Annotated in this window: 22 protein-coding genes; 10 read left to right on the top strand and 12 right to left on the bottom strand. The window is 72.8% G+C overall.

The genetic code is table 11. The annotated features are described in order from the left end of the window. Positions 1 to 10 precede the first annotated feature (10 nt). From GXP74_RS28240 to GXP74_RS28260, 5 genes are read left to right on the top strand one after another with little or no spacing between them, the layout of a single operon-like run. On the top strand, positions 11 to 523 hold the full coding sequence (locus GXP74_RS28240; protein WP_182454060.1) for a methylated-DNA--[protein]-cysteine S-methyltransferase: 513 nt from the start codon (positions 11 to 13) through the stop codon (positions 521 to 523). A 33-nt stretch (positions 524 to 556) separates the two neighbouring features. Further along, on the top strand, positions 557 to 898 hold the full coding sequence (locus tag GXP74_RS28245; protein WP_182454061.1) for an Ada metal-binding domain-containing protein: 342 nt from the start codon (positions 557 to 559) through the stop codon (positions 896 to 898). Beyond that, positions 895 to 1,485, top strand: coding sequence for a hypothetical protein (locus tag GXP74_RS28250; protein ID WP_182454062.1), 591 nt, complete (start codon positions 895 to 897; stop codon positions 1,483 to 1,485). The genes GXP74_RS28245 and GXP74_RS28250 overlap by 4 nt, the downstream gene beginning before the upstream one ends. Before the next feature lie 12 nt (positions 1,486 to 1,497). Beyond that, entirely contained in the window at positions 1,498 to 2,088 is a 591-nt protein-coding gene (locus tag GXP74_RS28255; RefSeq protein WP_225448253.1) for an RNA polymerase sigma factor, read from the top strand. Continuing rightward, positions 2,085 to 2,894: an Ada metal-binding domain-containing protein gene (locus GXP74_RS28260; RefSeq protein ID WP_182454063.1), complete on the top strand. Its 810-nt coding sequence runs from the start codon at positions 2,085 to 2,087 to the stop codon at positions 2,892 to 2,894. The genes GXP74_RS28255 and GXP74_RS28260 overlap by 4 nt, the downstream gene beginning before the upstream one ends. Positions 2,895 to 3,104: 210 nt before the next feature. On the opposite strand, the gene GXP74_RS28265 is transcribed toward GXP74_RS28260, so the two are convergent. From GXP74_RS28265 to GXP74_RS28300, 8 genes are all read right to left on the bottom strand, one after another. Beyond that, on the bottom strand, positions 3,105 to 3,956 hold the full coding sequence (locus GXP74_RS28265) for a DUF72 domain-containing protein (protein ID WP_182454064.1): 852 nt from the start codon (positions 3,954 to 3,956) through the stop codon (positions 3,105 to 3,107). Between the two features lie 51 nt (positions 3,957 to 4,007). Continuing rightward, positions 4,008 to 5,291, bottom strand: a complete 1,284-nt coding sequence (locus tag GXP74_RS28270; protein ID WP_182454065.1) for an MFS transporter — start codon at positions 5,289 to 5,291, stop codon at positions 4,008 to 4,010. Next, positions 5,285 to 6,622, bottom strand: a complete 1,338-nt coding sequence (locus tag GXP74_RS28275; protein WP_182454066.1) for a M20/M25/M40 family metallo-hydrolase — start codon at positions 6,620 to 6,622, stop codon at positions 5,285 to 5,287. Before GXP74_RS28275 ends, GXP74_RS28270 begins: the two co-directional genes overlap by 7 nt. Positions 6,623 to 6,785: 163 nt before the next feature. Next, positions 6,786 to 9,308: a discoidin domain-containing protein gene (locus GXP74_RS28280; protein WP_182454067.1), complete on the bottom strand. Its 2,523-nt coding sequence runs from the start codon at positions 9,306 to 9,308 to the stop codon at positions 6,786 to 6,788. Positions 9,309 to 9,420: 112 nt separating this feature from the next. Beyond that, positions 9,421 to 10,689 (bottom strand): Gfo/Idh/MocA family protein, encoded by a 1,269-nt coding sequence (locus tag GXP74_RS28285; RefSeq protein ID WP_182454068.1) that lies wholly within the window; start codon positions 10,687 to 10,689, stop codon positions 9,421 to 9,423. A gap of 104 nt (positions 10,690 to 10,793) precedes the next feature. After that, positions 10,794 to 11,645, bottom strand: a complete 852-nt coding sequence (locus tag GXP74_RS28290; protein ID WP_225448254.1) for a carbohydrate ABC transporter permease — start codon at positions 11,643 to 11,645, stop codon at positions 10,794 to 10,796. Continuing rightward, on the bottom strand, positions 11,642 to 12,637 hold the full coding sequence (locus GXP74_RS28295) for a carbohydrate ABC transporter permease (RefSeq protein WP_225448255.1): 996 nt from the start codon (positions 12,635 to 12,637) through the stop codon (positions 11,642 to 11,644). Before GXP74_RS28295 ends, GXP74_RS28290 begins: the two co-directional genes overlap by 4 nt. Then, positions 12,634 to 13,995: an extracellular solute-binding protein gene (locus GXP74_RS28300; RefSeq protein WP_182454069.1), complete on the bottom strand. Its 1,362-nt coding sequence runs from the start codon at positions 13,993 to 13,995 to the stop codon at positions 12,634 to 12,636. The genes GXP74_RS28295 and GXP74_RS28300 overlap by 4 nt, the downstream gene beginning before the upstream one ends. Positions 13,996 to 14,161: 166 nt before the next feature. On the opposite strand from GXP74_RS28300, the gene GXP74_RS28305 reads away from it, so the two are divergent. After that, positions 14,162 to 15,352: an ROK family transcriptional regulator gene (locus GXP74_RS28305; protein ID WP_182454070.1), complete on the top strand. Its 1,191-nt coding sequence runs from the start codon at positions 14,162 to 14,164 to the stop codon at positions 15,350 to 15,352. A 45-nt stretch (positions 15,353 to 15,397) separates the two neighbouring features. On the opposite strand, the gene GXP74_RS28310 is transcribed toward GXP74_RS28305, so the two are convergent. Further along, positions 15,398 to 15,802: a CAP domain-containing protein gene (locus GXP74_RS28310; RefSeq protein WP_225448256.1), complete on the bottom strand. Its 405-nt coding sequence runs from the start codon at positions 15,800 to 15,802 to the stop codon at positions 15,398 to 15,400. A gap of 771 nt (positions 15,803 to 16,573) precedes the next feature. On the opposite strand from GXP74_RS28310, the gene GXP74_RS28315 reads away from it, so the two are divergent. From GXP74_RS28315 to GXP74_RS28325, 3 genes are all read left to right on the top strand, one after another. Then, the gene (locus tag GXP74_RS28315; protein ID WP_182454071.1) at positions 16,574 to 17,287 is read left to right on the top strand and encodes a hypothetical protein; all 714 of its coding nucleotides are present in this window, start codon (positions 16,574 to 16,576) and stop codon (positions 17,285 to 17,287) included. A gap of 63 nt (positions 17,288 to 17,350) precedes the next feature. Next, entirely contained in the window at positions 17,351 to 17,902 is a 552-nt protein-coding gene (locus GXP74_RS28320; RefSeq protein ID WP_182454072.1) for a hypothetical protein, read from the top strand. Further along, positions 17,893 to 19,305 (top strand): copper resistance CopC/CopD family protein, encoded by a 1,413-nt coding sequence (locus tag GXP74_RS28325; protein WP_182454073.1) that lies wholly within the window; start codon positions 17,893 to 17,895, stop codon positions 19,303 to 19,305. Before GXP74_RS28320 ends, GXP74_RS28325 begins: the two co-directional genes overlap by 10 nt. Here GXP74_RS28325 and GXP74_RS41010 read toward each other — a convergent pair. Then, the gene (locus tag GXP74_RS41010; protein ID WP_225448257.1) at positions 19,283 to 19,489 is read right to left on the bottom strand and encodes a hypothetical protein; all 207 of its coding nucleotides are present in this window, start codon (positions 19,487 to 19,489) and stop codon (positions 19,283 to 19,285) included. The genes GXP74_RS28325 and GXP74_RS41010 overlap by 23 nt on opposite strands. 544 nt (positions 19,490 to 20,033) lie before the next feature. On the opposite strand from GXP74_RS41010, the gene GXP74_RS28335 reads away from it, so the two are divergent. After that, positions 20,034 to 20,393, top strand: coding sequence for a hypothetical protein (locus GXP74_RS28335; protein ID WP_182454074.1), 360 nt, complete (start codon positions 20,034 to 20,036; stop codon positions 20,391 to 20,393). A 23-nt stretch (positions 20,394 to 20,416) separates the two neighbouring features. On the opposite strand, the gene GXP74_RS42305 is transcribed toward GXP74_RS28335, so the two are convergent. After that, positions 20,417 to 20,674 carry a DUF6059 family protein gene (locus GXP74_RS42305; protein WP_225448258.1) on the bottom strand — a complete coding sequence of 86 codons (258 nt, stop codon included), beginning with the start codon at positions 20,672 to 20,674 and terminating at the stop codon, positions 20,417 to 20,419. Between the two features lie 140 nt (positions 20,675 to 20,814). After that, positions 20,815 to 21,027: a DUF5988 family protein gene (locus GXP74_RS28340; RefSeq protein WP_182454075.1), complete on the bottom strand. Its 213-nt coding sequence runs from the start codon at positions 21,025 to 21,027 to the stop codon at positions 20,815 to 20,817. Between the last annotated feature and the right edge of the window lie 45 nt (positions 21,028 to 21,072).

Genomic DNA, 21,072 nt, shown 5'->3' on the forward strand with positions numbered 1-21,072 from the left:
GGAGCGCAAGGTGATCGTCCACACGACCGTGGAGAGCCCGCTGGGCGACCTGCTGCTGGTCGGCGAGGAGTCGGCGGCGGCCAGGGGCGGGGTGGCGCTGGCCTCCGTGTCGATGACCGGCCAACGCAACGCCGCCGTGGTCAGGCCCGAGTGGCGGCGCGCCCCGGAGGCGTTCACCCGGGTCGCCGAGCAGCTCGAAGCGTACTTCGACGGTGCGCTGACGGAGTTCGACCTCGACCACGCCGTCCGCGGCACCGAGTTCCAGCAGCGGGTCTGGGAGGCGCTGGAGGGCATCCGGTACGGCACCACCACCAGCTACGGACGGCTGGGCGAGCAGTTGGATCTCGAACGCGCGGAGGTCCGCGCGCTGGGCGCCGCGATCGGCGCCAACCCGCTGCTGGTGGTGCGTCCCTGCCACCGCGTGATCGGCGCGGACGGGACGATGAAGGGCTACGCGGGCGGGGTGGAGCGCAAGGAGTTCCTGCTGATCCACGAGGGCGCCCTGCAACCGCAACTGCTCTGACCCGAGCGCCCCGACCCCGCTGGGAGAGAACCGATGACCCTGACCACGGGCCACCGCGCGGCCACCGCGCCCGGGCGCGCCGCCGAGGAGCGCCCGCCGCGCGGGTACACCCTGGTCGGCGCGGACGGCCGACCGTACCGCAGCGCGGTGCCGGGCGCCCTCGGCGGGCACCGGCGGTGCCGCCTGTACGGCAGGCTGGACTGCCCCTCGGCGCTGCGGGCGTTGGCGCGCGGCGGCTACGTCCGCGAGCGGGTGTTCTTCGCCGACGAGCGGACCGCCCGTGCGGCCGGGTACCGGCCCTGCGCGGTCTGCCTGCCGGGGGCCTACGCCCGTTGGAAGCAGCGGACCCGGCGGCCGGACCGGGAGTCGGCATGAGTACCGGCCCCCGGTCCGGGCGGGCCCGGTCCCGCTCACCGCTGCTGCGCCCGTCCGGCCCGGCCCCGGCCACCCCGGCCGCGCCCGCCGCGCACACCGGGGCGGAACTCCGTTCGCTGCTGGGCCTGGTGGCGGCGGCCCGGCCGACGGTCCGGACGGTCACCGTCGGCCACGGCCGCGACCCGGCCTCCGAGGCCGCCGCGCTCGCCTTCGCCGAGGCGTGGCAGGCCCGGGGCGGGGAGGTGCAGGCCCTGGTGGACTGGCCGGACGCGGCCGCCTCCTGGCTGCGCGCCGCGCGGCGGCTCACCACCGGCACCCCGGACGCCTGGGTGGTCGCCGGAGGCCCGCTCGGCTGGGCGCAGCTGAGCCGACGGCTGCGCCACAGCACCGACTGGACGCCGCGACGCACCTTCGGCTTCGCCTCGTTGGGGGACATCCTGGCGGTCGAGCTGGCCGGGGCGGAGACCCTGCGCGGCATGTCCGGTGCCACGCCCGACGGCGGCACCTGGCGCGTCGGCGGCGAGCTGATCAGCTACCACCCGGCCGATCCGGCTCCGCCCCGGCGGTACGACGACTTCCAGGAGTGAGGTGTTCACACCGTGACGGACGAGACCGTTGATCCGCTGACCGCCCGGCTGGCCGCCGACCTGGACGACGGCTTCACCGAGCTGGTGCGGCTGCACTCGGGCGCGGTGCGCGGATACCTGTTCCGGGTCACCGGCTGCGCCGCGACCGCGGACGACCTCGGCCAGGACACCTTCCTGCGCGCCTACGTGGCCCTACAGCACTACTCGCCCGGACGCCGCAGCCAACTGCGGCCGCGTAGCTGGCTGTTGGCCATAGCGGCGAACGTCTGGCGGAACCACGTCCGGTCCAGCGCCCGGCGCCCGGTGCACGCCGCGGAGATCAACGACGCCTGCGGCGGCTGGGCCGAACCGGGGCCGGGTCCGGAGGAGCGCGCCATGGCCGTCGACGACCGCGGCCGTCTGGTCGCGGCGCTGAGCCGGTTACCGGACCGCAACCGCAGCGCGGTGGTGCTCCGCTTCGTCGTCGGCATGAGCAACTCGGAGGTGGCCGAAGTGCAGGACTGTCCGGTCGGCACGGTCAAGGCGCAGGTGTCCAGGGGACTCACCTGCCTGCGGGGACTGCTACAGGACGAGACCGGGAGACCGAGGGAGGCCGCGGGATGAGCCGGAGCGGAGGCGGGCACCGCCCGTCGACGGCATGGATCGAGCACGCCCTGGGGGGGCTGCCGGAGGCGGACTCGCCCGACTTCGAGGTGCGGGTGCTGCGCCGGGTGGGCGTCCCCCGGGCCCGGTACGACACCTACCTCCGGGTCGGCCTGCCGACGGGCGGGCTCTATGTCGCCTCCGGCGGGCTCGGCGTCAGCGGCACGGCGCCGGTCGCGGCGTTCGCCGCCCCGGCGGAGTTCGAGGAGCTGCACCGCCGCCGCACCGGACGCCCGGCGATCCCGGCCGCGACGCCGCCCCCCGGGCTGCTGACCGCCCTGCGGAGCGGTCGGACCGGGCGGCTGCCGGTGGACACGACCGGGCTGCCGCAGCCGCAGCGCGCCGCGCTGGACGCGGTCCGCAGCGTCCCCCGGGGCCAGCTCCGACCGGTCGCCTGGGTGGCGCGCGAGGCGGGGCTCGCCGACGCCGGTACGGTGCTGGCGGCGCTCGCGGCCAACCCGGTGCCGGTGCTGATCCCGACGCACCGGATCACCCACGACGACGGCGCCCCCTGCGACCTCGGCCCGTTCGACGGCACCGGCCCCGCGCTGCGGGCCGCCGAGGGCCTGGACATGGCCGGGCTGGCCGACTTCTCCAGGGCCGGGCTGCGGCTGCTCGGCAGCGGCACCACCCGCATCTACTGCCATCCGAGCTGCGCCCACGCCCGCCGGATCACCCCGGCGCACCAGGTCCCCTTTCACTCCCCCGCCGAGGCCCGCGCGGCCGGATACCGTCCCTGCCGCTCCTGCCGCCCGCTCTGCGAGTGATCCGGGTGAGTGATCCGGGTGACGTTCCACCCGGCCCGGTGCCGTCCGCTGTACTTGGCCGATGACCATTCCCGTACTGGACGAGCTGGATCGGCGGATCACCGCCGCGCCGCAGGTGGACCGGCGGGCGTCCCGGCGGGCGATCGCCCAGGCGCTGGCCGCCACCGGGAGCGGCCCCGGTGAGAGTCGGCCGGCGGCGCTCGACGCGGCTCAGAACAGCGTCGGCGGTCCGGTGGGGACCGGCTCGGGCAGCCGTTCGAGCTCCGGGACGAGTGTCCTGACGTCGTCGTGGAAGCGCCGGGCGAGGGCCAGCGCCTCGTCGTTGTCCGGGGTGTGGATGAACACCGTGGGGGAACGGCCCTCGCGCAGCCAGTCGGCGACCGTGCCGGTCCAGTGGCGCCAGCTTTCCTCGGTGTGCCGGGGGTCGTCCCGGCCGATGTAGCGGACCACCGGATGGCCGGTGAGCGCCCGGGACCTGCGCGGCAGGCGGGGCTTCTTCTCCCAGGCCTCCCGTTCCGCCGCGCTGGTCGGCGGGGCGGCGAACAGCGCGGTGGTGTCGAAGGTGGCCCACTCCGCGCCGACGTCGCCGAGGACCCCCTCCAGCCGGTGCTGCCAGCGCGGGTCCTCGAAGAACGCGGGGTGGCGGACCTCGACGGCGCAGCGGAGCCCGCGCGGCGTCCGGTGCAGGAAGGCGGCCAGCGCGCCGAGGTCGGTGGGGCCGAAGGAGGACGGCAGCTGGACCCAGAGCGCGTGCACCCGCGGTCCGAGCGGCTCGACCACGTCCAGGAAGGCGCGCAGCGGGCCGTCCGGGTCGGCCAGGCGGCGCTCGTGGGTGATCGCCTTGGGGAGCTTGAGCAGCAGCCGGAAGTCCGGTTCGGTCTGCTCGACCCAGGACCTGACGGTGTCGGCGGACGGCGTCGCGTAGAAGGTCGTGTTGCCCTCGACCGCGTTGCACCAGCTCGCGTAGGCGCGCAGGCGTTCCCGGGCCGCGAGCGCGCGCGGCAGCTGTCGGCCCTGCCAGGCGGAGTGCGACCACATCGCGCAGCCGACATGGAGTTTCATGCCGTCGAGGGTAGCCGACGGACTGCCGAGGCGGGCGACCGGCGGGCGCGCTCAGCTCGGAGCACACACCTCCGACTCGGCCGCGTTCACCTGAGGCTGCGTCAGTTTCGGCTCCTGCGGGCGTCGTTGGACTCGACGGAGCCACAGGGCCACGGCCAGTGCGGCGACCACGGCCACCACCGCTCCGCCGGCCAGACCCCAACGGGCGCCCGCCCGCTGCGAGATCCAGCCGACGACCGGGCCGCCGATCGGCGTGCCGCCCATCGAGATCACGGTGTAGACCGCCATCACCCTGCCCCGTACCGCCTCGGTCACCTGGGTCTGCACGAAGGCGCTGACGGCGGTGTTCAGGGTCATCAGGGTGAACCCGGCGGGCAGCAGCAGGACCAGGAACCAGGCGTAGCCCGGCACCAGCGCCGCGGCGATCTCGCTGGCGCCGAACAGCACGCAACTGACCACGACCGTGCGGACCTTGGGCGCGAGGCGGCGGGTGGCGACCAGCGTCCCGGTGACGGTGCCGACCGACAGGACGGTGGACATCAGGCCGAGTCCGCTGGAGCCCACGTCGAAGACCCGCCCCGCGAACAGCGTCAAGGTGGTCGGGAAGTTCACGGCGAAGGTCGAGGCCAGTCCGAACACCAGGAACACGCCGAGCAGTTGGGGCCGGGCGGCGACGTAGCGCAGCCCCTCGGGACCGGCTCCGGACCAGGGCGTGCGTCGGGTCGGCCGTCCCTGCGGCCGGATCGTCAGCAGCCCGGCCAGCACGATCGCGAAGGACGCGGCGTTCAGCGCGAACAGCCAGCCGCTGCCGATGACGCCGATCAGCACCCCGGCGACCGCCGGGCCGACCAGTCGCGCCACGGTCAGGGACAGGATGTTCAGCCCGGCCGCGTTCGGGATCAGCTCCCCGCCGACCAACTCGGTGACGAAGGAGAGCCGCGCCGGGTTCTCGACCGTGAAGACGCAACCCAGCACGAAACAGAGCAGGTAGATCAGCCACAGCGGGGCGTGTCCGGTGAGCACGGCGACGGTGAGCCCCGCGGCCTGCACGGCGTAGAGGGCCTGGCAGGTCAGCAGCAGCGTCCGCCGGTCGTACCGGTCCGCCAGCACGCCGCCCCACAGGCCGAACAGCAGCACCGGAGTGAACTGCAGACCGGTCGCCCAGCCGATGGCGGTGCCGCTGTGGGTGAGCGTCAGCACGAACCAGTCCAGGGTGACCCCCTGCATGGCCGTGCCGACGTTGGAGAGCAGACCGGTGGTCCAGTAGACCCGGTAGTCGCGCACCGACAGCGCGGCGAAGGTCCGTGTCCGCGTGGGCGCCGCCGGAGTCAGCATGTGCGCAGGAACCTGTCCAGGACCCGGGTGCCGAATTCGAGGGCCTCCACCGGCACCCGCTCGTCAACCCCGTGGAACAGGGCGGTGAAGTCGAGCTCGGGCGGCAGCTTCAGCGGCGCGAAGCCGAAGTGGCGGATCCCCAGCCGCTGGAAGGACTTGGCGTCGGTACCGGCCGAGAGCATGTACGGCAGCAGCCGGGCCCCGGGGTCCTCCGCGCCGATCGCCAGCGCCATCGCGTCCACCAGGGACCCGTCGAAGGTCGTCTGCACCGGCGGCAGGCTGTCCCATTCGAGTGCCACGTCCGGGCCGAGGACCTCGGCGAGCTCGGCTTCGAACTCCTTCTCCCGGCCCGGCAGCATCCGGCCGTCGACGGTCGCCCGGGCCACCGAGGGGACGACGTTGCCCTTGTAACCGGCTTCGAGCATGGTGACGTTGGCGGTGTCGCGCAGGGTCGCGCCGATCACCCGGGAGAGGTTCCCCAGGCGGGCCACCGCCGCCTCCGGATCGTTCTCGTCGAAGGGCACGCCGGTGAGCTCGGCCACGCCTTCGAGGAACTCGCGCACCGGGTCGGTGAGGATCAGCGGAAACCGGTGCGCCTCCAACCGGGTCACCGCGGCGGCGAGTTTGGCGACCGCGTTGTCGGTGTGCAGCATCGAGCCGTGCCCGGCGGTGCCCACGGTCTTCAGCCGCAGCCACATCACGCCCTTCTCCGCGGTCTCCAGCAGGTAGGCGCGGGTGCCGCCGTCGAAGGAGACGGAGAAGCCGCCGACCTCGCTGATCGCCTCGGTGGCTCCCTCGAACAGCTCGGGCCGGTTCTCCACCAGCCAGCGGGCACCGTAGAAGCCGCCGGCCTCCTCGTCCGAGAGGAACGCGAAGACGAGGTCCCGCGGCGGCACCACCTGGTCGCGTTTGAACTGGCGGGCCACGGCGAGCGCCATGGCCACCATGCCCTTCATGTCGACCGCGCCCCGGCCCCACACGTAGCCGTCGCGGACCTCGCCCGAGAACGGGTGGACCGACCACTCGCTCGCGTCCGCCGGGACCACGTCGAGGTGGCCGTGGACCAGCAGCGCGCCCCGGGACGGGTCCGCGCCGGCCAGCCGCGCGACCACGTTGCCGCGGCCCCGGGCCCCGGATTCGACGTAGGTCGTCTCGTAGCCCACCTCCGCCAGCTTCGCGGCCACGTACTCGGCCGCGGCCCGTTCGGTGCCCGGTGCGCTGGGGTCGCCGGTGTTGCTGGTGTCGATCGCGATCAACTCGCTGGCCAGCGTCACCACCTCCCCGGCGGCCGTCACCGTGGCGGCGTGGGTCGGTTGTCCGTGATCGGGCATGCGGTGCTGTCCTCGTCCTCTGGGGTGGTCATAGCCAGTCCCCATCGTCCACGCTGGTTGTTAAGCGAGTACGACGGCAGCGTGTCGCGATCGGCTGCGAGCCGGGACGCGCGGGCCCGCCCTCCCGGTGCCGGGGCTCCGGGAGGGCGGGCACGGGTTCCGGCTACCGCAGGGTGACCTGGTTGAGGGCGACGTGGCCCCAGCTCAGGTTCGCGGAGTTGATGACGACGCGGAACTGGGTGGCGGTGACGGGGGTTGCCAGGGTCAGGCTGTGGGTCTCCCAGGTGCCGCTGTTGCCGGTCCAGGTGACGGTGGTGGGTGCGAGCACCTGCTGCCACACGCCGCCGGGGTTGGCCTCGATGCTGACCGAGGTCGGCCCCTGCCCCTGCCCGAAGGCGGCGGCGAGGGTGACGGTGGAGACGGTCTGCTCGGCCCCGGGGTCGATCTGCACCGCGCCGGGCAGCGCGGGACTGCTCTGCGAGGCCCAGGAGCCGGTGCTGCCGCCGCTGACCAGGTCACCGGTGACCGTCCCGGACAGGACGCCCAGGCCGCTCGACGCCACGGCGCCGTAGGTCGGCCGGAGTTCGTACACCGCGAGGTGGCCCCACGTCGTGTTGGCGGCGTGGATCACCAGTTGCACGCCGGTCGTGCTGACCGGGGCGGGCAGCGGGATCCGCAGCCACTGCGCGCTGCTGGTGTTCTGGGTCCAGGTCAGGGGCTGCGCCGCGACCTGGGTGACCCAGCTCGAACCGTTCCAGGTCTGCACGTCGACGCTGGTGGCCCCCTGTCCCTGGCCGAAGGCGGTGACCAGGGAGACCGCGTCCATGGTGCGGGCCTCGCTGTAGTTCACGGTGACCGTGCCCGGCAGCGTGGGGCTGTTCGCGGAGGCCCAGCTGCTGGTGGGGTCGCCGTCGGCGATGTCGGCGATGGTCCCGCCGCTGGTGCCGAGGGTGGTGGACGCGGTGGCGGTGACCGCGTGCTGCGCGGCGCCGAGGTCGACCGCCCCGGCCGGGACGGGGGTGCCGAACAGGTCGGTCGGCGGCGCGGTGGAGGTGGACACCCCGGCGTTGCGCACCGGGGAGGACGCGGCGGAGGCGTAGCCGGCCAGGGTCTGCTGGAGTTGCGCCGTGGTCAGCGCGCCGGTCGGCACGGCGGCGTTGCCGGGGTCGGCCAGTCGCGGGTCGGCGACGATCGGGTCCGGGTCGTTCGCCGGGACCACGGTCGAGGCCGCGGTGCCGTCCCAGTACAGGTTGTGGCTGTAGTCCATGCTGGAGTCGGGGCCGTTGCAGGACGAACTGACGCAGTCGTAGCTGGCGTTGGCGGGGTTGTAGAAGACGTTGTCGAACAGCACGTTGTTGTACGGGGCGGTGTCCCGGACGAACGCCTCGATGCCCTGCTGGGTGGTTCCGCCGCTGCCGTTGTTGCGGGCGACGGTGGCGGTGGTGCTCCACACGGTGTTGTTGTAGCCGCGGAAGTCGGAGCAGCCGCTCCAGATGCTGAACGGCCGGAAGTGGTCGTTCTGGCTGACGTTGTAGCGCAAGGTGATGTCGGTGGCGGAGATCAGGCACATGAAGAACCCGCCGGAGTTGTTGTCGCTGTAGTTGTACTGGACCGTGCTGCCGGTGGTGCCCATGTCCGCGTCGTAGGCCATGTCGTCGGTGGGGTCCGGGTTGAGGTCGTTCACCGCCGTGTCGAGCACCGAGTTGTACTGCACGAGTATGTTGTTGGTGCCCTGCCACCAGATACCGACGTTGCCGCCGCCGGTGGTCACCAGGCGGTTGGAGGCGGCCTTGTCGACGGTGTTGTTCTGCACCACGGAGTTGTCGGCGTACTCGGGGGTGATGCCGCCGCCGGTCACGTTGTCGACGTAGTTGTCCGCGATCAGCATGTTGCTGAAGGCCTGCCGGGTGGCGCTGACCTCGCTGGTCGGGATGCCGGTCTCGGCGCTGTAGATGTCGCAGTCGCCGCACCAGGTGGTGAACGTGGAGATGCCGTAGGCGTTGACGTTGGCGACCGTGTTGCCGGTGATCTGGAGGTTGGAGAACCAGGTGGGGGTGGTGTCGCCGGTGACGCCGACCACGATGCCGCCCTGGCCGATGTCCGAGCCGCCCGGGCCGTCGATGCCGTGCACGTAGTCGCCGCTGATCACGATGCCGGGCATGTTCCCGGTGTCCTGGGCGACGACGTAGATGCCCCGGTAGGTGGCGCTGGTGGACACCGACTGGTTGAGGCCGTTGGTGACGGCCAGGTCGGTGACGTGGACGTCGTGGACGTTGCTGAGGGTCACCGCGGCCTGGACGGTGTCCTGCCCGGCTATCACCGCCTGGCCGGTGCCGTAGGAGGTGACCGTGATCGGGGCGGCGGCGGTGCCGGAGGAGGTGATGGTCAGGCCGCCGGTCCAGGTCTCGCCGCCCTGGAAGGCGACGGTGTCGCCGGGCTGGAAGGCGGCGGCGTCGACCTTGGCCAGGCTCTGCCAGGGGCTGCTCGGGCTGGTGCCGCTGTTGCTGTCGCTGCCCGCGGTGGCGTCCACGTAGTAGGTGGTGCCGGTGGCCGCGTGCGCCTCGGTGGCGCTGACGGCGCTCGCGGCGAAGGCGAGCAGGGTGGCGAACGCGGTGAACGCGGAGAGCAGGGTGCGGTTGCGTCCCTCCGACCGCCGGTCGGGTCTGTTGGCGCGCTGTGCTGGCATGCTGTCTGCCTTTCTGGGCTCCTGCGAGGTGGGGTGCATGACCGCCCGGACGGACGGCGGTGGCGACCGGCCGCCCGTCCGGGAGTTCAGGGGGGTTTCGGAGCAGGGGAGTTCAGTCGCGGAGGGTCTGCACCGTGGCGGTGTGCCGGGACCGCTCGGCGGCCCAGGCCACCTGGTGCGCCTCCAGGCTGGTGACCGGGTCGGACAGGATCCAGCGCGGGTCGCCGCTGGAGACCGCGTCCAGGAAGGCGTCCATCAGCCTTTCGTCGCCGCCGCCGTGGCCGCTCCCGGCGTCGGGGCCGTCCAGGCCGAGCGTGTGCGCCGTGCTGGCGCCGGTGCGGAAGTCGGTGACCGTGGCGGTGACGCCGTCGCCTTCGAGGTGGCCGTGGGTTCCGAAGACCCGGGTCCTGCGGTGCTCGAACGGGGTGAACGCGGTCATGGTGAACGAGGCGGTGGCGCCGCCCTCGTACTCCAGGTTCACCACCTGGTGGTCCACCACGTCGTTGTCGCAGGCGTACACGCAGCGGCCGTAGGGGCCGTCCCGGAGCGCGTCCAGCACGCCCTGCTCGGTGCGCTCGCGGGTGACCACGGTCAGCGGCCAGCGTTCGCGGTTCGGGTCGCCCAGGCAGCCCAGGTAGATCCGCGGCGCGGAGTACGGGCAGGTCGGTTCGACCGGGCAGGTCAGGCAGGTGTCGGTGGCGCCCTCGGGCTGGTTCTCGCGGCGGAAGTGCTTGAGCCCGCCGAAGGAGGACACCTTGCGGACCGGCCTGCCGACGATGAAGTTCAGCCAGTCCAGGTCGTGGCTGGACTTGGCGAGCAGCATCGGCGACCCGTTCCGTTCGCTGCGCCAGTTGCCGCGGACGTACGAGTGGGCCGCGTGCCACCAGCCGACCGGTTCCAGGTGTTCGACGCTGATGATCTCGCCGAGCACGCCGGAGGCCACGATCTCCTTCACGCCGGTGGTGTAGGGGGTGTACCGCAGCACGTGGCAGACCGCGAGCATCACCTGGGCCTTGCCCACCGCCTCGACGATCCGCACCGCGTCCTGCTCGCTGGTCGCCATCGGCTTCTCCAGCAGGATGTGGTAGCCGCGTTCGGCGAACGCGACCGCCGGTTCGACGTGGTGGGCGTCCTGGGTGGCGATGATGACGGCGTCGGCCTCGATCCCGTCGGCGGCCAGCTGCCGCCAGTCGGCGTAGCCGGTGGCCTCGGGGTGGTCCCGGGCCGCGTCGGCGGCGCGTTCGGGGTCCGGTTCCGCGAAGGCGACCACGTCCGCGCGTCCGGTCGAGGCGGCGTAGCGGGCGTAGGCGCCGCCGCGGGCACCGGCGCCGACCAGCAGCAGGCGCACGCGGGCGGTGGAGGATCCGGAGGCGTGGGTCATGGGAAGGGTCTCCTCTGGAGGCGGGTCCGGGCGGTTCCGGGCGTGCGGGGGCGGCCCGTCGGCCGGAACCGGCGGCGGGGGCGTGGAACGGGGGGCGCCGGGGCTCAGCCCTTGACGGCGCCGGCGAGCATGCCGCTGATGAAGTGGCGCTGGAAGACGAGGTAGACGGCGACCACCGGGGTGATCACGATGAGCGTGGCCGCGGCCAGCAGCGGGACGTTGATGCTGTACGCGCCGACGAAGAAGCCGAGACCGGCCGGGGCGGTGCGCTTGGCCGGGTCCTGGATGAGCACCAGCGCCAGCAGGAACTGGTTCCAGCCCCACAGGAAGTACAGCAGTCCGAGCGTGGTCAGGGCCGGGCGGGCGCAGGGCACCAGCACCCGCCACAGGATGGTCCAGCTGTTGGCGCCGTCCATGGCGGCGGCCTCGACGAGTTCGGGTGGCAGCGCGAGGAACTGCTGCCGCATCCAGAAGGCCCCGAACGGCATGAACAGCCCGGTCAGCGCGAGGATCAGGGCCAGCGGGGTGTCGGTGAGGCCGAACGAGCGCAGGTCGTAGTAGAGCGGCACGACCGCGGCCTCGTAGGGCAGCGTGAGCCCGAGCAGCAGGAACCCGAACAGGACGGTGCGACCACGGAACTCCATGGTGGCGAAGGCGTATCCGGCCAGGATCGCGCACAGCAGCGAGAGCGGTACCAGCCCCAGGACGATCACCGCGCTGTTGCTCAGCAGTCCGCCGAAACCGGCGGCGGACCAGGCCGCCCCGAAGTTCGCCAGGGTGGGGTGCCGCGGCCACGCGAAGCCGGAGACCAGCGCGCCGGACGGGTTGAGCGCGGCCAGCAGCAGGCTGACGAACGGGACCACCACCGCCAGCGCGAAGCCGGTCATGACGGCGGGTCCGGCCAGCGAGGAGACCCGCCGCGGGATCCGGGGGCGGGGCGGGGCGGTGGTGCTCATGGCTTCTCCCGTACCAGCCGGCCGATGGCCAGCACGATCAGCGCGATCAGCGCGCTCAGGACGACGGCGAGGGCGCAGGCCGCGCCGACCCGGCCGTCGGTGAAGGCGAGTTGGTAGATCAGCACGCCGGGGACGATGGTCGAGGTGCCGGGGCCGCCGCCGGTGGTCACGTAGACCACGTCGAAGCTGGCCAGGGCGGCGATGACGGTGACGGTGAGCGCCACGCCGATGTCGGCCCGCAGGCCGGGCAGGGTCACCGCGAAGAACTCGCGCACCGGTCCGGCGCCGTCGATGCGCGCCGCCTCGTAGAGGCTGGTGTCGATCTTCTGGATGCCCGCCTGGAAGACGACCAGGGTCAGCCCGGTCATCACCCAGGTACCGACCAGGCCCACCGCGACGTACGCCCAGGTGAAGTCGCCGAGCCAGGCCCGGGTGACCGAGCCCAGGCCGACCGCCCCCAGGATCTGGTTGACCAGGCCGTTCTGCGCGTACATCCAGCGCCACATCACACCGACCGCGACCAGCGGCACCACCTGCGGCAGGAACAGCACGGCACGGGAGACGGGGTAGCGCCGCTTCCCGCCCGCCGCGCCGATCACCGCCGCCAGCGGCAGCCCGATGGCGATCGGCAGGAAGGAGAAGAAGACGATGAAGCCGAGGGCGTGTTCGAGCGCGGCGAGCATCGTCGGGTCGGTGAAGACGCCCCGGTAGTTGCCGAGGCCGTCCCAGGTGCCGAGGGTGACGCCGTCCCAGGTGTAGAACGAGAGCCAGACGGTGTGCACCCACGGCAGGGCGACGAAGAGCGTGTAGACGCTCAGCGCCGGGGCGAGGTACAGGTAGGCGATCCGGCGGCGGCGCTTGCCGGGGTTGCCCCGCCCGCGCGTCCCGCGCAGCACGCGGGACACCCGGGCGGGAGCGGACGGAGCGGCGGCGGCGTCCGGTCCGACGGACTGCGTCCGGACGCCGTCGGGGAGTGCCGCTCCGACACTCACTGGTGGCCCTTCTGCCAGTCGGCCTGGAGCTGCGCCAGGTACTGGGTCGGCGTGACCTTGCCGCCGATCAGCTCCTGACCGGCGGAGGTCAGGGTGGTGTTCATGGTGGCGGTGCTGTTGTTGAAGAACGGCACCAGGCCGTTGTCCCGGCCGACCTTGCCCCAGGCGTCGGCGACCTGGCCCAGCACGCTGCCCGAGGGGGCGGTGACCGTGTCGGCGTGGGCGACCGGCATGAAGCCGGTGGTGAACTCGATCTGCGCGGCCTGGGCGCTGCCCATGAAGTCCAGGAACGCCGCGGCCAGGTCGGGGTTCTTGGCCCTGGTCGGGATCGCGTACGCGACCGAGGTCCCGATGCCGGTCACCGGCGAGGTCGCGGTGGCGCCCGGCAGCGGGAAGAACCCCACGTTGCCCGGCATGGCCTTGCTGAGGGTGGCGGCGTCCCAGCTGCCGTCGAACAGGAACAGGCCCTGCCCCTTGCTGAAGTCCGCGACCGAGCCCGGCAGGTCGGTGCCGTTCGCGCCGGGCGGTGTGTAGCCCTGCTTCGCCCAGGCGGCCAGGTCCTGGGCGGCGGCGGTGCCGCCGGGCGAGTCGATCGACGCACCGGGCACCCCGTAGGCCCAGTTCGTGCTCTTGGCGGCGCCGTCGACGTCGTCCGCGACGGACTGGAAGATGAAGGAGGAGTGGCCCGCCAGGTTGCCCAGCTGGATCGGCAGCTGACCGGCGGCCTTGGCCTTGGCCAGGTCGGCCTGGAACTCGGCGAAGGTCGTCGGCGGCGCGATGCCCAGCTTGGCCGCGATCCTCTGGTTGTAGTAGACGCCCACGACCGAGAACCCGGCCGGGGCCGCCCACAGGTGGCCGCTGCCCAGCTGCGTCCCGGTGGCGTCGGCCCGCCACTGGTCCAGTTCGGTGCTGGGCTCGGTCGTGGTCCAGCCGTAGGCCGCCGCGTACGGGTCCAGGTCGCGGACCAGGTTCGCCTTGACCGTGGTCCCGATCATGTTCAGCAGCGCCAGGTCCGGGGCGTTGTCGGAGGAGAGCGTCAGGTTCAGGCTGGTGTTGTAGTCGTTGACGTCGGTGTACTGGTAGTCCACCGTGACGTTGGGATGCAGCTGCTCGAACGCCGCCGCCAGTGCCTTGGTGGTACCGGAGTTCTCCGAGCTGACCACCGTGAGCGTGACCTTCCCGGTGGGGATCGCCGTCGACACCGCCCCCGTCGGCGCCGCGGACACCTGCGAGCCGGCCCCGGGGGTGATCCCGCCGCAGGCGCTGAGACCGGTCGCGGCGAGCGCGACGGCGGCGGCCGTCACCACGGCCCGTCTGCGGGCGCCGGGGGCACAGGAAAACCTGACTGATCTACGCATGGGGAGCTCCTCGAACACGGGGACGACCATCGAAACACGAGTCCAGAACAAGCCCTTGGTGGACTTATGACGCAACGTTCCGTAACTGGCGCTCACCATAATATCTGGCCAAGTCATGGTCAAGAGGCTTCCGCCGAGTCTTTACGTAAATGGGTCGCATACAATGATGGCCGCCAAACGATGGCCGCCGACCGACCACCGCCCGACCCGACAGCGAGGCAACGTGAACCCCTCCCGCTCCAACGGCGGAGACCCGGCACTCCTGCGTCGCCTCAACACCCAGGCGGTGCTGGGGTCCCTGCGCGGCCAACCCCCGGTCACGGTCACCCAGCTCGGCGCGGCGACCTCACTGTCCCGGCAGACCGTGGAGGCCGTGCTCACCGACCTGACCGAGCAGGGGTGGATCGAGGAGACCGAGCCCGAACGCGGCATGGGGCGCCCGGCCCGGCGCTACCGCTTCCGGGCCGAGGCCGGTTATGTCCTCGGCGTCGACGTGGGGGTCCACAAGCTGCTCGCCGTCCTGACCGACCTCGACGGCAACGAGGTCGCGGTGCGCCGCAGCACCCTCGTCGCCGAGGTGAACGGAGCCGACCGGCTCGCGCACATCCGCCAGGAGATCCTGGACCTGCTGGCCGAGCACCCCGGCCCGCGCGGCGCGCTCCGCTCGGTCTGCCTCGGGGTGCCCGCCATCGTCGGACCGAGCGGACGGATCACCCTGTCCACCCCGATCCCCGACTGGAACGGGCTGGACCTGGCGAACCAGGCGTCCCGCTGGGCGGGCTGCCCCGCCCTCGTCGAGAACGACGCCAACCTCGCCGCCCTCGCCGAGCGCTGGCGCGGCAGCGCCCGGTTCGCCGACGACTGCGTCTACATCCTGACCGGACACCGCACCGGCGCCGGCCTCATCGTCGGCGGTCGGCTGCACCGGGGCCGCGGCGGCGCGGCCGGCGAGATCGGCGCGCTGTCCGTGCTGGGCTGGGAGGACGAGATCACCGCCGAACTGCGCAGCGCGAACGACGTGGGGAACGTCTTCACCAGGGCCGCCGACGGCGACCCGGCCTCACTCGAACTCGTCAACCGGTTCGCCCGGAGCCTGGCCCAGGGCGCCGCCGCGATGGTGCTGACCATCAACCCCGACCTGCTGATCATCGGCGGCGGCTACTCGCGCGCGGGCGAGGTGCTCGCGGCCCCGCTGCGCACCCACCTCCAGGAGCTCTGCCTCGACCCGCCGCAGCTCACCCTGTCCACCCTGGGCGAGGAGTGCGTGGCGCTCGGCGCCGTCCGCCTCGCCCTCGACAGCACCGAACGCGACCTCTTCGGCTTCCACGACCGCAACCTCCCCGGCGCCCCGAACTGAACCCGGCGGCGGGCGCCCCCCGGCCGCGTGTCCAGCCGGAGGGCCTCAGTCGGAGAAGTCCTGGGTGAGCCAGACCGTCCCGGAGCCGTCCCGGACCACGGATATCCCGATGTGCGTGTAGCCCGTGCTCAGGATGTTGGCCCGGTGGCCGTCGTTCGGCGGCTTCTCGGCCAGCATCGACCGGGTCAGGCCGACCGCCGTCGACGCCGTCGCCGAGGAGTCGTCACCGACCGGGCCGCCGTCGCCGATGTTCTCGCCCGCCGTGGTCCAGTGGACGCCCTGGTCGGTCTCCCGCCGGCCGAGCGCGGGCTCCCCCGGGCACTGGTGGGACAGGCCGCAGCCGTCGGCCATGGTCGCGTCGTGCTGTGCGGCACTGGCCTGCAGGCCCGGGGTCACCGTGAGCGGGGGCAGCCCCTGCCCGGCCCGGGCCTGGTTGACGAGCGCCAGCACCTGCTGCTCGGGACCGGTCAGCCCCGGTCCCGAGGCGGGACCGGGCTTCCAGCCACCACAGCGCCAGCAGGTCGCGGTCGTCCGGGTCCAGCCACCGGGTCGCCTCCACCACCTCGCGCCGCTGGTCGGAGAGGCCGAGCCGGACGACGGTCAGCTCCGCGAAGTCCGCTCCGGGGTCGCCGAGCGACCGGCTGTCCGCGAACTCCTGGGTCGGCTGCTCCCGGCGCCGACGGTGGCGGATCTGGTTCATCGCGATGGCCACCGTCCAGGATCGGAAACTCGCCGGATCACGCACCGCGCTCGCCCCGCTGCGCCCGCTCGACCAGTCCTGCGACCCGACCGCCGGGCACCGTGCCAACCACCTTCGCCGAACCCCCACCGGATGTGTTCTTCATGCCCTGGGAGAGTCTGCCCTCGGACACGGATAACACAAATCCGGAGCCGGATCGCGGGGTCCGGTGGGCGCCGCCGAGCGATCGAGCAACCCCTGACGGCATATCAGTTAATTAAGAAAGGGTCTAGACCTAATGGCCTAGACCAACTTTGGTCCAGACCCTTGACGTGCTCAGCTCGCGGTGGAACCTTACAACTGGGCTTCCTGCAAGGCGAGTTGGAAACACCGCCTCGTCACGTCCCCCCACTGTGCCGAGCCGGCAAGTCAGCAGCGGTGGCCCGAGCGGCGTTCCCCGCCGCCCTCCCGCGGCACCACTGCCGACACCTGGCGCGCCCACCGCGGGTCGCCCGCCCATCCGCGATCGAAGGGATCGACCAATGCGCACAAAGTCCACCAAACGTGGCTTAGGCGTCGGCCTCGCCACCGTCCTGCTGCTCGCCGGGATCACGGCGTTCGCCGACAGCGGCAGCGCGGTCGCCGACGCCAACACCACCACCGCCGTGAGCGCCGGCCCCGCCACCTTCACCCAGGCCGTCCCCACCGGGCAGCCCTCGCAGTACAGCAGCTCGCTGGAGCGGTGCGCCAACGGCGTCAGCTACCCGCTCAGCGGTGCCAACCCGATTCTCAGCGAACCGCTCAACACCCAGTTCACCAGCAACGTGGGGCTGTCGGAGTACGTGACCTTCAGCGGCAACCAGTACTACGGCGACTGGCAGTTCGTCTTCACCAACACCTCCGACGAGGTGCTGTCGACGGACTGCGCGGTGCTGATCTTCCGCGCCCCGTCGGGCTCGGACGACCACAGCTACAGCAGCACCCAGGCGTACGGCCACCCCCAGGAGGACTACGTCGAGGTGCCGCGCGGCGACGGGACGTCCCTCTACGTCGTCAGGCTCGACTTCCACGACGTCACGCTGAGCCAGCGTCAGGTGGCGCCGGGGCAGTCCTTCACCTACGAGATCGGGGGCATCCCGAGCTCCGCGATCACGCTCGCCCAGATCCGTGACTCGCTGGAGTTCACCGCCGACCTCAACCTGCAGGCGAACCAGGCGCTGATCGAGCACTACGGCACCAACCGGCTCACCAACTAGCGGCGGAGAACCTCCGCCGACCACGCTCGGGGCGGGTGTCGACCGGACGCCCGCCCCGGGCCCGTGCCCGCCACCGCCGCGACGACCGACGTCGACGGCCGGGCGGACGACCAGGAGTGGGAGTGGACAGTGCGGCACGAACGGTATCGGCGGGCCTGCCTCGGGGTCGGCGCCCTGCTGCTCGGGACGGTGGTCGGCGGATGCTCCGGCCCGCCCCGGCAGAGCGGCCCCAGCGCGCAGCCCATGCCGCAGACCCTGCAGGCCGACTCGGTCGCCTCCGAGGAGTTCGGGCTGCTGGCCGGTGGTGGCTGGGCCCAGGCCTGGGACCTGTGGGCCGACAGCGCCCGCCAGGTGCTGACCCAGGCCGACTTCGTGCGGCTCAACACCGAGTGCCGACCGGTACTCGGCACCCCCTACGTGATCGACAGCAGCACGAAGGTCGACTCGACCACGGTACGGATCGACTGGCACCGCGCCACCGCCACCGGTAGCGACACCCTCAGCTACCAGGCGGGGAAGTGGCGGTTCCTGCCCGACCCGGCCTCGCTGGCGGACTACCGGCTCGGCGTCGCCAAGCTGGTCGAGCGGAGACGGGCGGCGCACGCATGCCACTGACCCCGACCACGGCGCCGCCCCGGCGCCTCGCCGTCACCCTGGCCCTGGCCCTGGCCCTGGCGCTGGCCGGACTGCTCGCGCTGGCCGGTCCGGCCTCGGCGCACGCGGACCTCGTCTCCTCCTCGCCGCCGGACGGCGCGGTCGTCGCCGGCGAACCCGGGCAGGTGACCCTGGTCTTCTCCGAGGCGGTGACCCTGAGACTGAGCGCGATCAAGGTGATCGGACCCGACGGGCGCCGGGTGGACAGCGGAGCCCCGCGGACCGTGGGCTCCGGCGCCGAACGCGTCACCGTCGACCTCGCCGCCGACCCGCACCGGGGCACCTTCGTCCTCGACTGGCGGGCGACCGCCGCCGACGACGGGCACACCACCTCCGGTTCGCTCACGTTCTCGGTGGGTGCGCCGAGCCGGACCACCGTGGTCGTCGGCTTCGGGGCCCCCGACCGGGTCACCGACGCGGTCCTCGACCTGGCGATCTGGACCGGCCTGGCGGGGCTGGCGCTCCTGGTCGGCTGCGCGGCGATCCGGCTGCACTGCCTCCCGGCAGCCGACGCGGGCGACCTCCGCTGGCCGGCCACCCTCGGCTGGACGGCCCTGTTCGCCGGGACGCTGGTCCAGCTCTTCGCCTACGGGCCCGCCACCCAGGGGAAGTCGCTCGCGCGGATACTGGACCGCTCGCTGCTGTCCGCGACGCTCTCCACCCACGAGGGGCACGTGCTCGTCGCCCGGATCATCCTGCTGGCCCTGGTCGCGACGGTCGGCGAGCTGCTGCTGCGCCGCAGGGCGCGCCCGGGCGCGGTGGCCGGTGCCGCGGTGGCCGCGGTACTGGCGCTCGCCCTGGCCGCCACCTGGAGCGAGATCAGCCACGCGTCGAGCGGATCCCTGGTACCGCTGGCGCTGGTGGTGACGACGCTGCACGTCACCGCGATGGCGGTGTGGGCCGGTGGGCTGTTCACCATCGTCGTCCTGCTGACCCGTGGCAGCGGCGGCGCCGACGCGGACCTGGGCGGCACCACCGCGCGCTTCTCCCGCCTCGCCCTGGGGTCGGTGGCGGTGCTCGCCGCCACCGGGCTGTACCAGGCCTTCCGGGAGGTGGGCAGCTTCGCCGAGCTGACCGGCACGTCCTACGGCCGACTGCTGCTGGTCAAGGCGGGGGTGTTCCTGCTGGTGATCGCCGTCGCGGCGGTCAGCCGCAGCCTCGTGGCGGGCGCCCGCGAGCGGAGCACCGCGGCGCTGCGGCGCTCCGTCCTGCTCGAACTCGCCGGAGTCACCGTGGTCCTGGTCCTGACCGTCTTCCTGATCGGGAGCGCCCCGGCCCGCGAGGCGCACAGCTCCACCGCGACCGGATCGGGCACGCGGGCGCTTCAGCGCGTGGGCCCGGTCACCGGTGACCGTCCGTGGTGAGCCCGGTCAGCATCGGCCGCAGCCGCGCCGCCAGCGGCGCGGTCAGCTCCGGCGGCAGCAGGTGGGCTCCCTTGGCATAGCCGGTGGGATGCCCCAGCCGCAGGCAGGCCAGGGCGAGCACCTGGTCGCGGACGGCGCTGACCCAGTGCTCGGCCTGCCACCACCGCTGCCGCTCGACGCACACCCGCGCGTGCAGGGCGGCAGGTCCCAGTGGTGCAGCGCGGCGAAGTCCTGGTAGAGCCGCGCCGTCCAGCGTTCCAGGGCCTCGTCGAGCCGCCCGTCGACCGCGAACGCGAGATCGATGTCCGACCAGCGGTCACCACCACCGTCACCGCGAACGGCCTCGTGATCGAGCGACCAGGGAGCGTGGGGAGCCGCCGCCAGGAACCGCCCCGTGGTCCCACGCGTCTTGCCTGCCATGGCTTCCGAGCAGCAGCAGGACTCCGCCCCTCCCGTCCCCAGGAGCGCCGGTCCGGACGCCCACATCGTGCTCGTCCCGCCCGCCAGCGCCCAGCTCATCGGCATCCTGCGGCACCAGTTCCCCCACGCGCGGATCCTCGCGACCGAGTTCACCGACGACAGCTGCCACGCCGACTTCCGCGGCCGGATCAGCCGCATCCTCGGCAGCGACATCGACGGCTACTTCATGGCGCCGACCATGGACGACCTGGCCCGCGTCACCCGGAGCGCCGGCCGGGCCGTTGCCGGAGCCCTCACCAGCGGCCCCGGTGGCGACCGGCGGCGTCCCGTCGACTTCCCGGAGGCCAACCGGCGCCTGCTGCTGGAGAGCGCCGCCGGGGCCGATCCGTCCGCGTCCGGCGAACCGAGCGGACCGGAGGAACCGGACGAGCCGGAGCGGGCCGGAGCGGGCCGGAGTCACCGTCGACCTCGACGCGTGGGCCCGCGCGCTGGCGGGCGACCCGCGGATCCTGGCGGACCTCGCCTGGCCGCTGATCCTGCGGTTCACCCGGCAGCGCGTGCCGGTCACCGTGGTCGGCGACCCGCCCGAGGCCTGGGCCGACCGGGCACGCGCGGCGGGGGTCCGGGTGCGTCCGTCACCCCGGCAGGTCACCTCGGCGGTCGGCTGACCGACGCGGTGACCGGTTCGGTGTCACCGGACCCTCCGGCCGCGCACGAGCTGCTGTTGCAGGGCGAGTTCCGTGGGGCTCAGCGGGATGTCCGGGCGGAGCCGTTCCGGGTGCAGTGGGCCGGTGCCCCGCGGTGGGGGCGGGTGATGGAGACTGGGATCCGGAATGGGCATCCACAGCCTCCCGGACACGACGAGGGCCTCATAGACAGCGCGCAGCACACGGATGGTGAAGCTTGCGCGTGGGCGGGTTCTCACCGGCTTTCCGACCTCCCGGCTCATGTCACTGCCAGAAACAGTGGATTGCTCGGCTTAAGCGAATCTTGGTTCAGTGGTCACCAGGGCCCGGCGGGCATCTGTCCCCCGCCGGGCCCGAACGCACGCGACCGGGGCCGGTAGGGCCCGGTGGGCGTGCCGCCCGGTCACTCGGCGACGTAGGTGCACCCGGTCCAGACGAAGACCTGCAGTTCGCGGTCGTCGTGGACGGTCGTCTGCTCGGTGGGCTCGAAGTGCTCGTACCGGTTTCCCCGGAGGATTTTGAACTTCACCTCGGTATTGGGCAGATAGCGGATGCGCAGGTCGTCGGAGAGGCTGCTCGGGCCGCCCCTGAGTACGACGTTGGGATCCAGTGACATGGGCTCTCCACCTTTCGTCGGTACCAACACTGATATCCATCGTGG

It is taken from the genome of Streptacidiphilus sp. P02-A3a (assembly GCF_014084105.1).
GTDB lineage: Bacteria > Actinomycetota > Actinomycetes > Streptomycetales > Streptomycetaceae > Streptacidiphilus.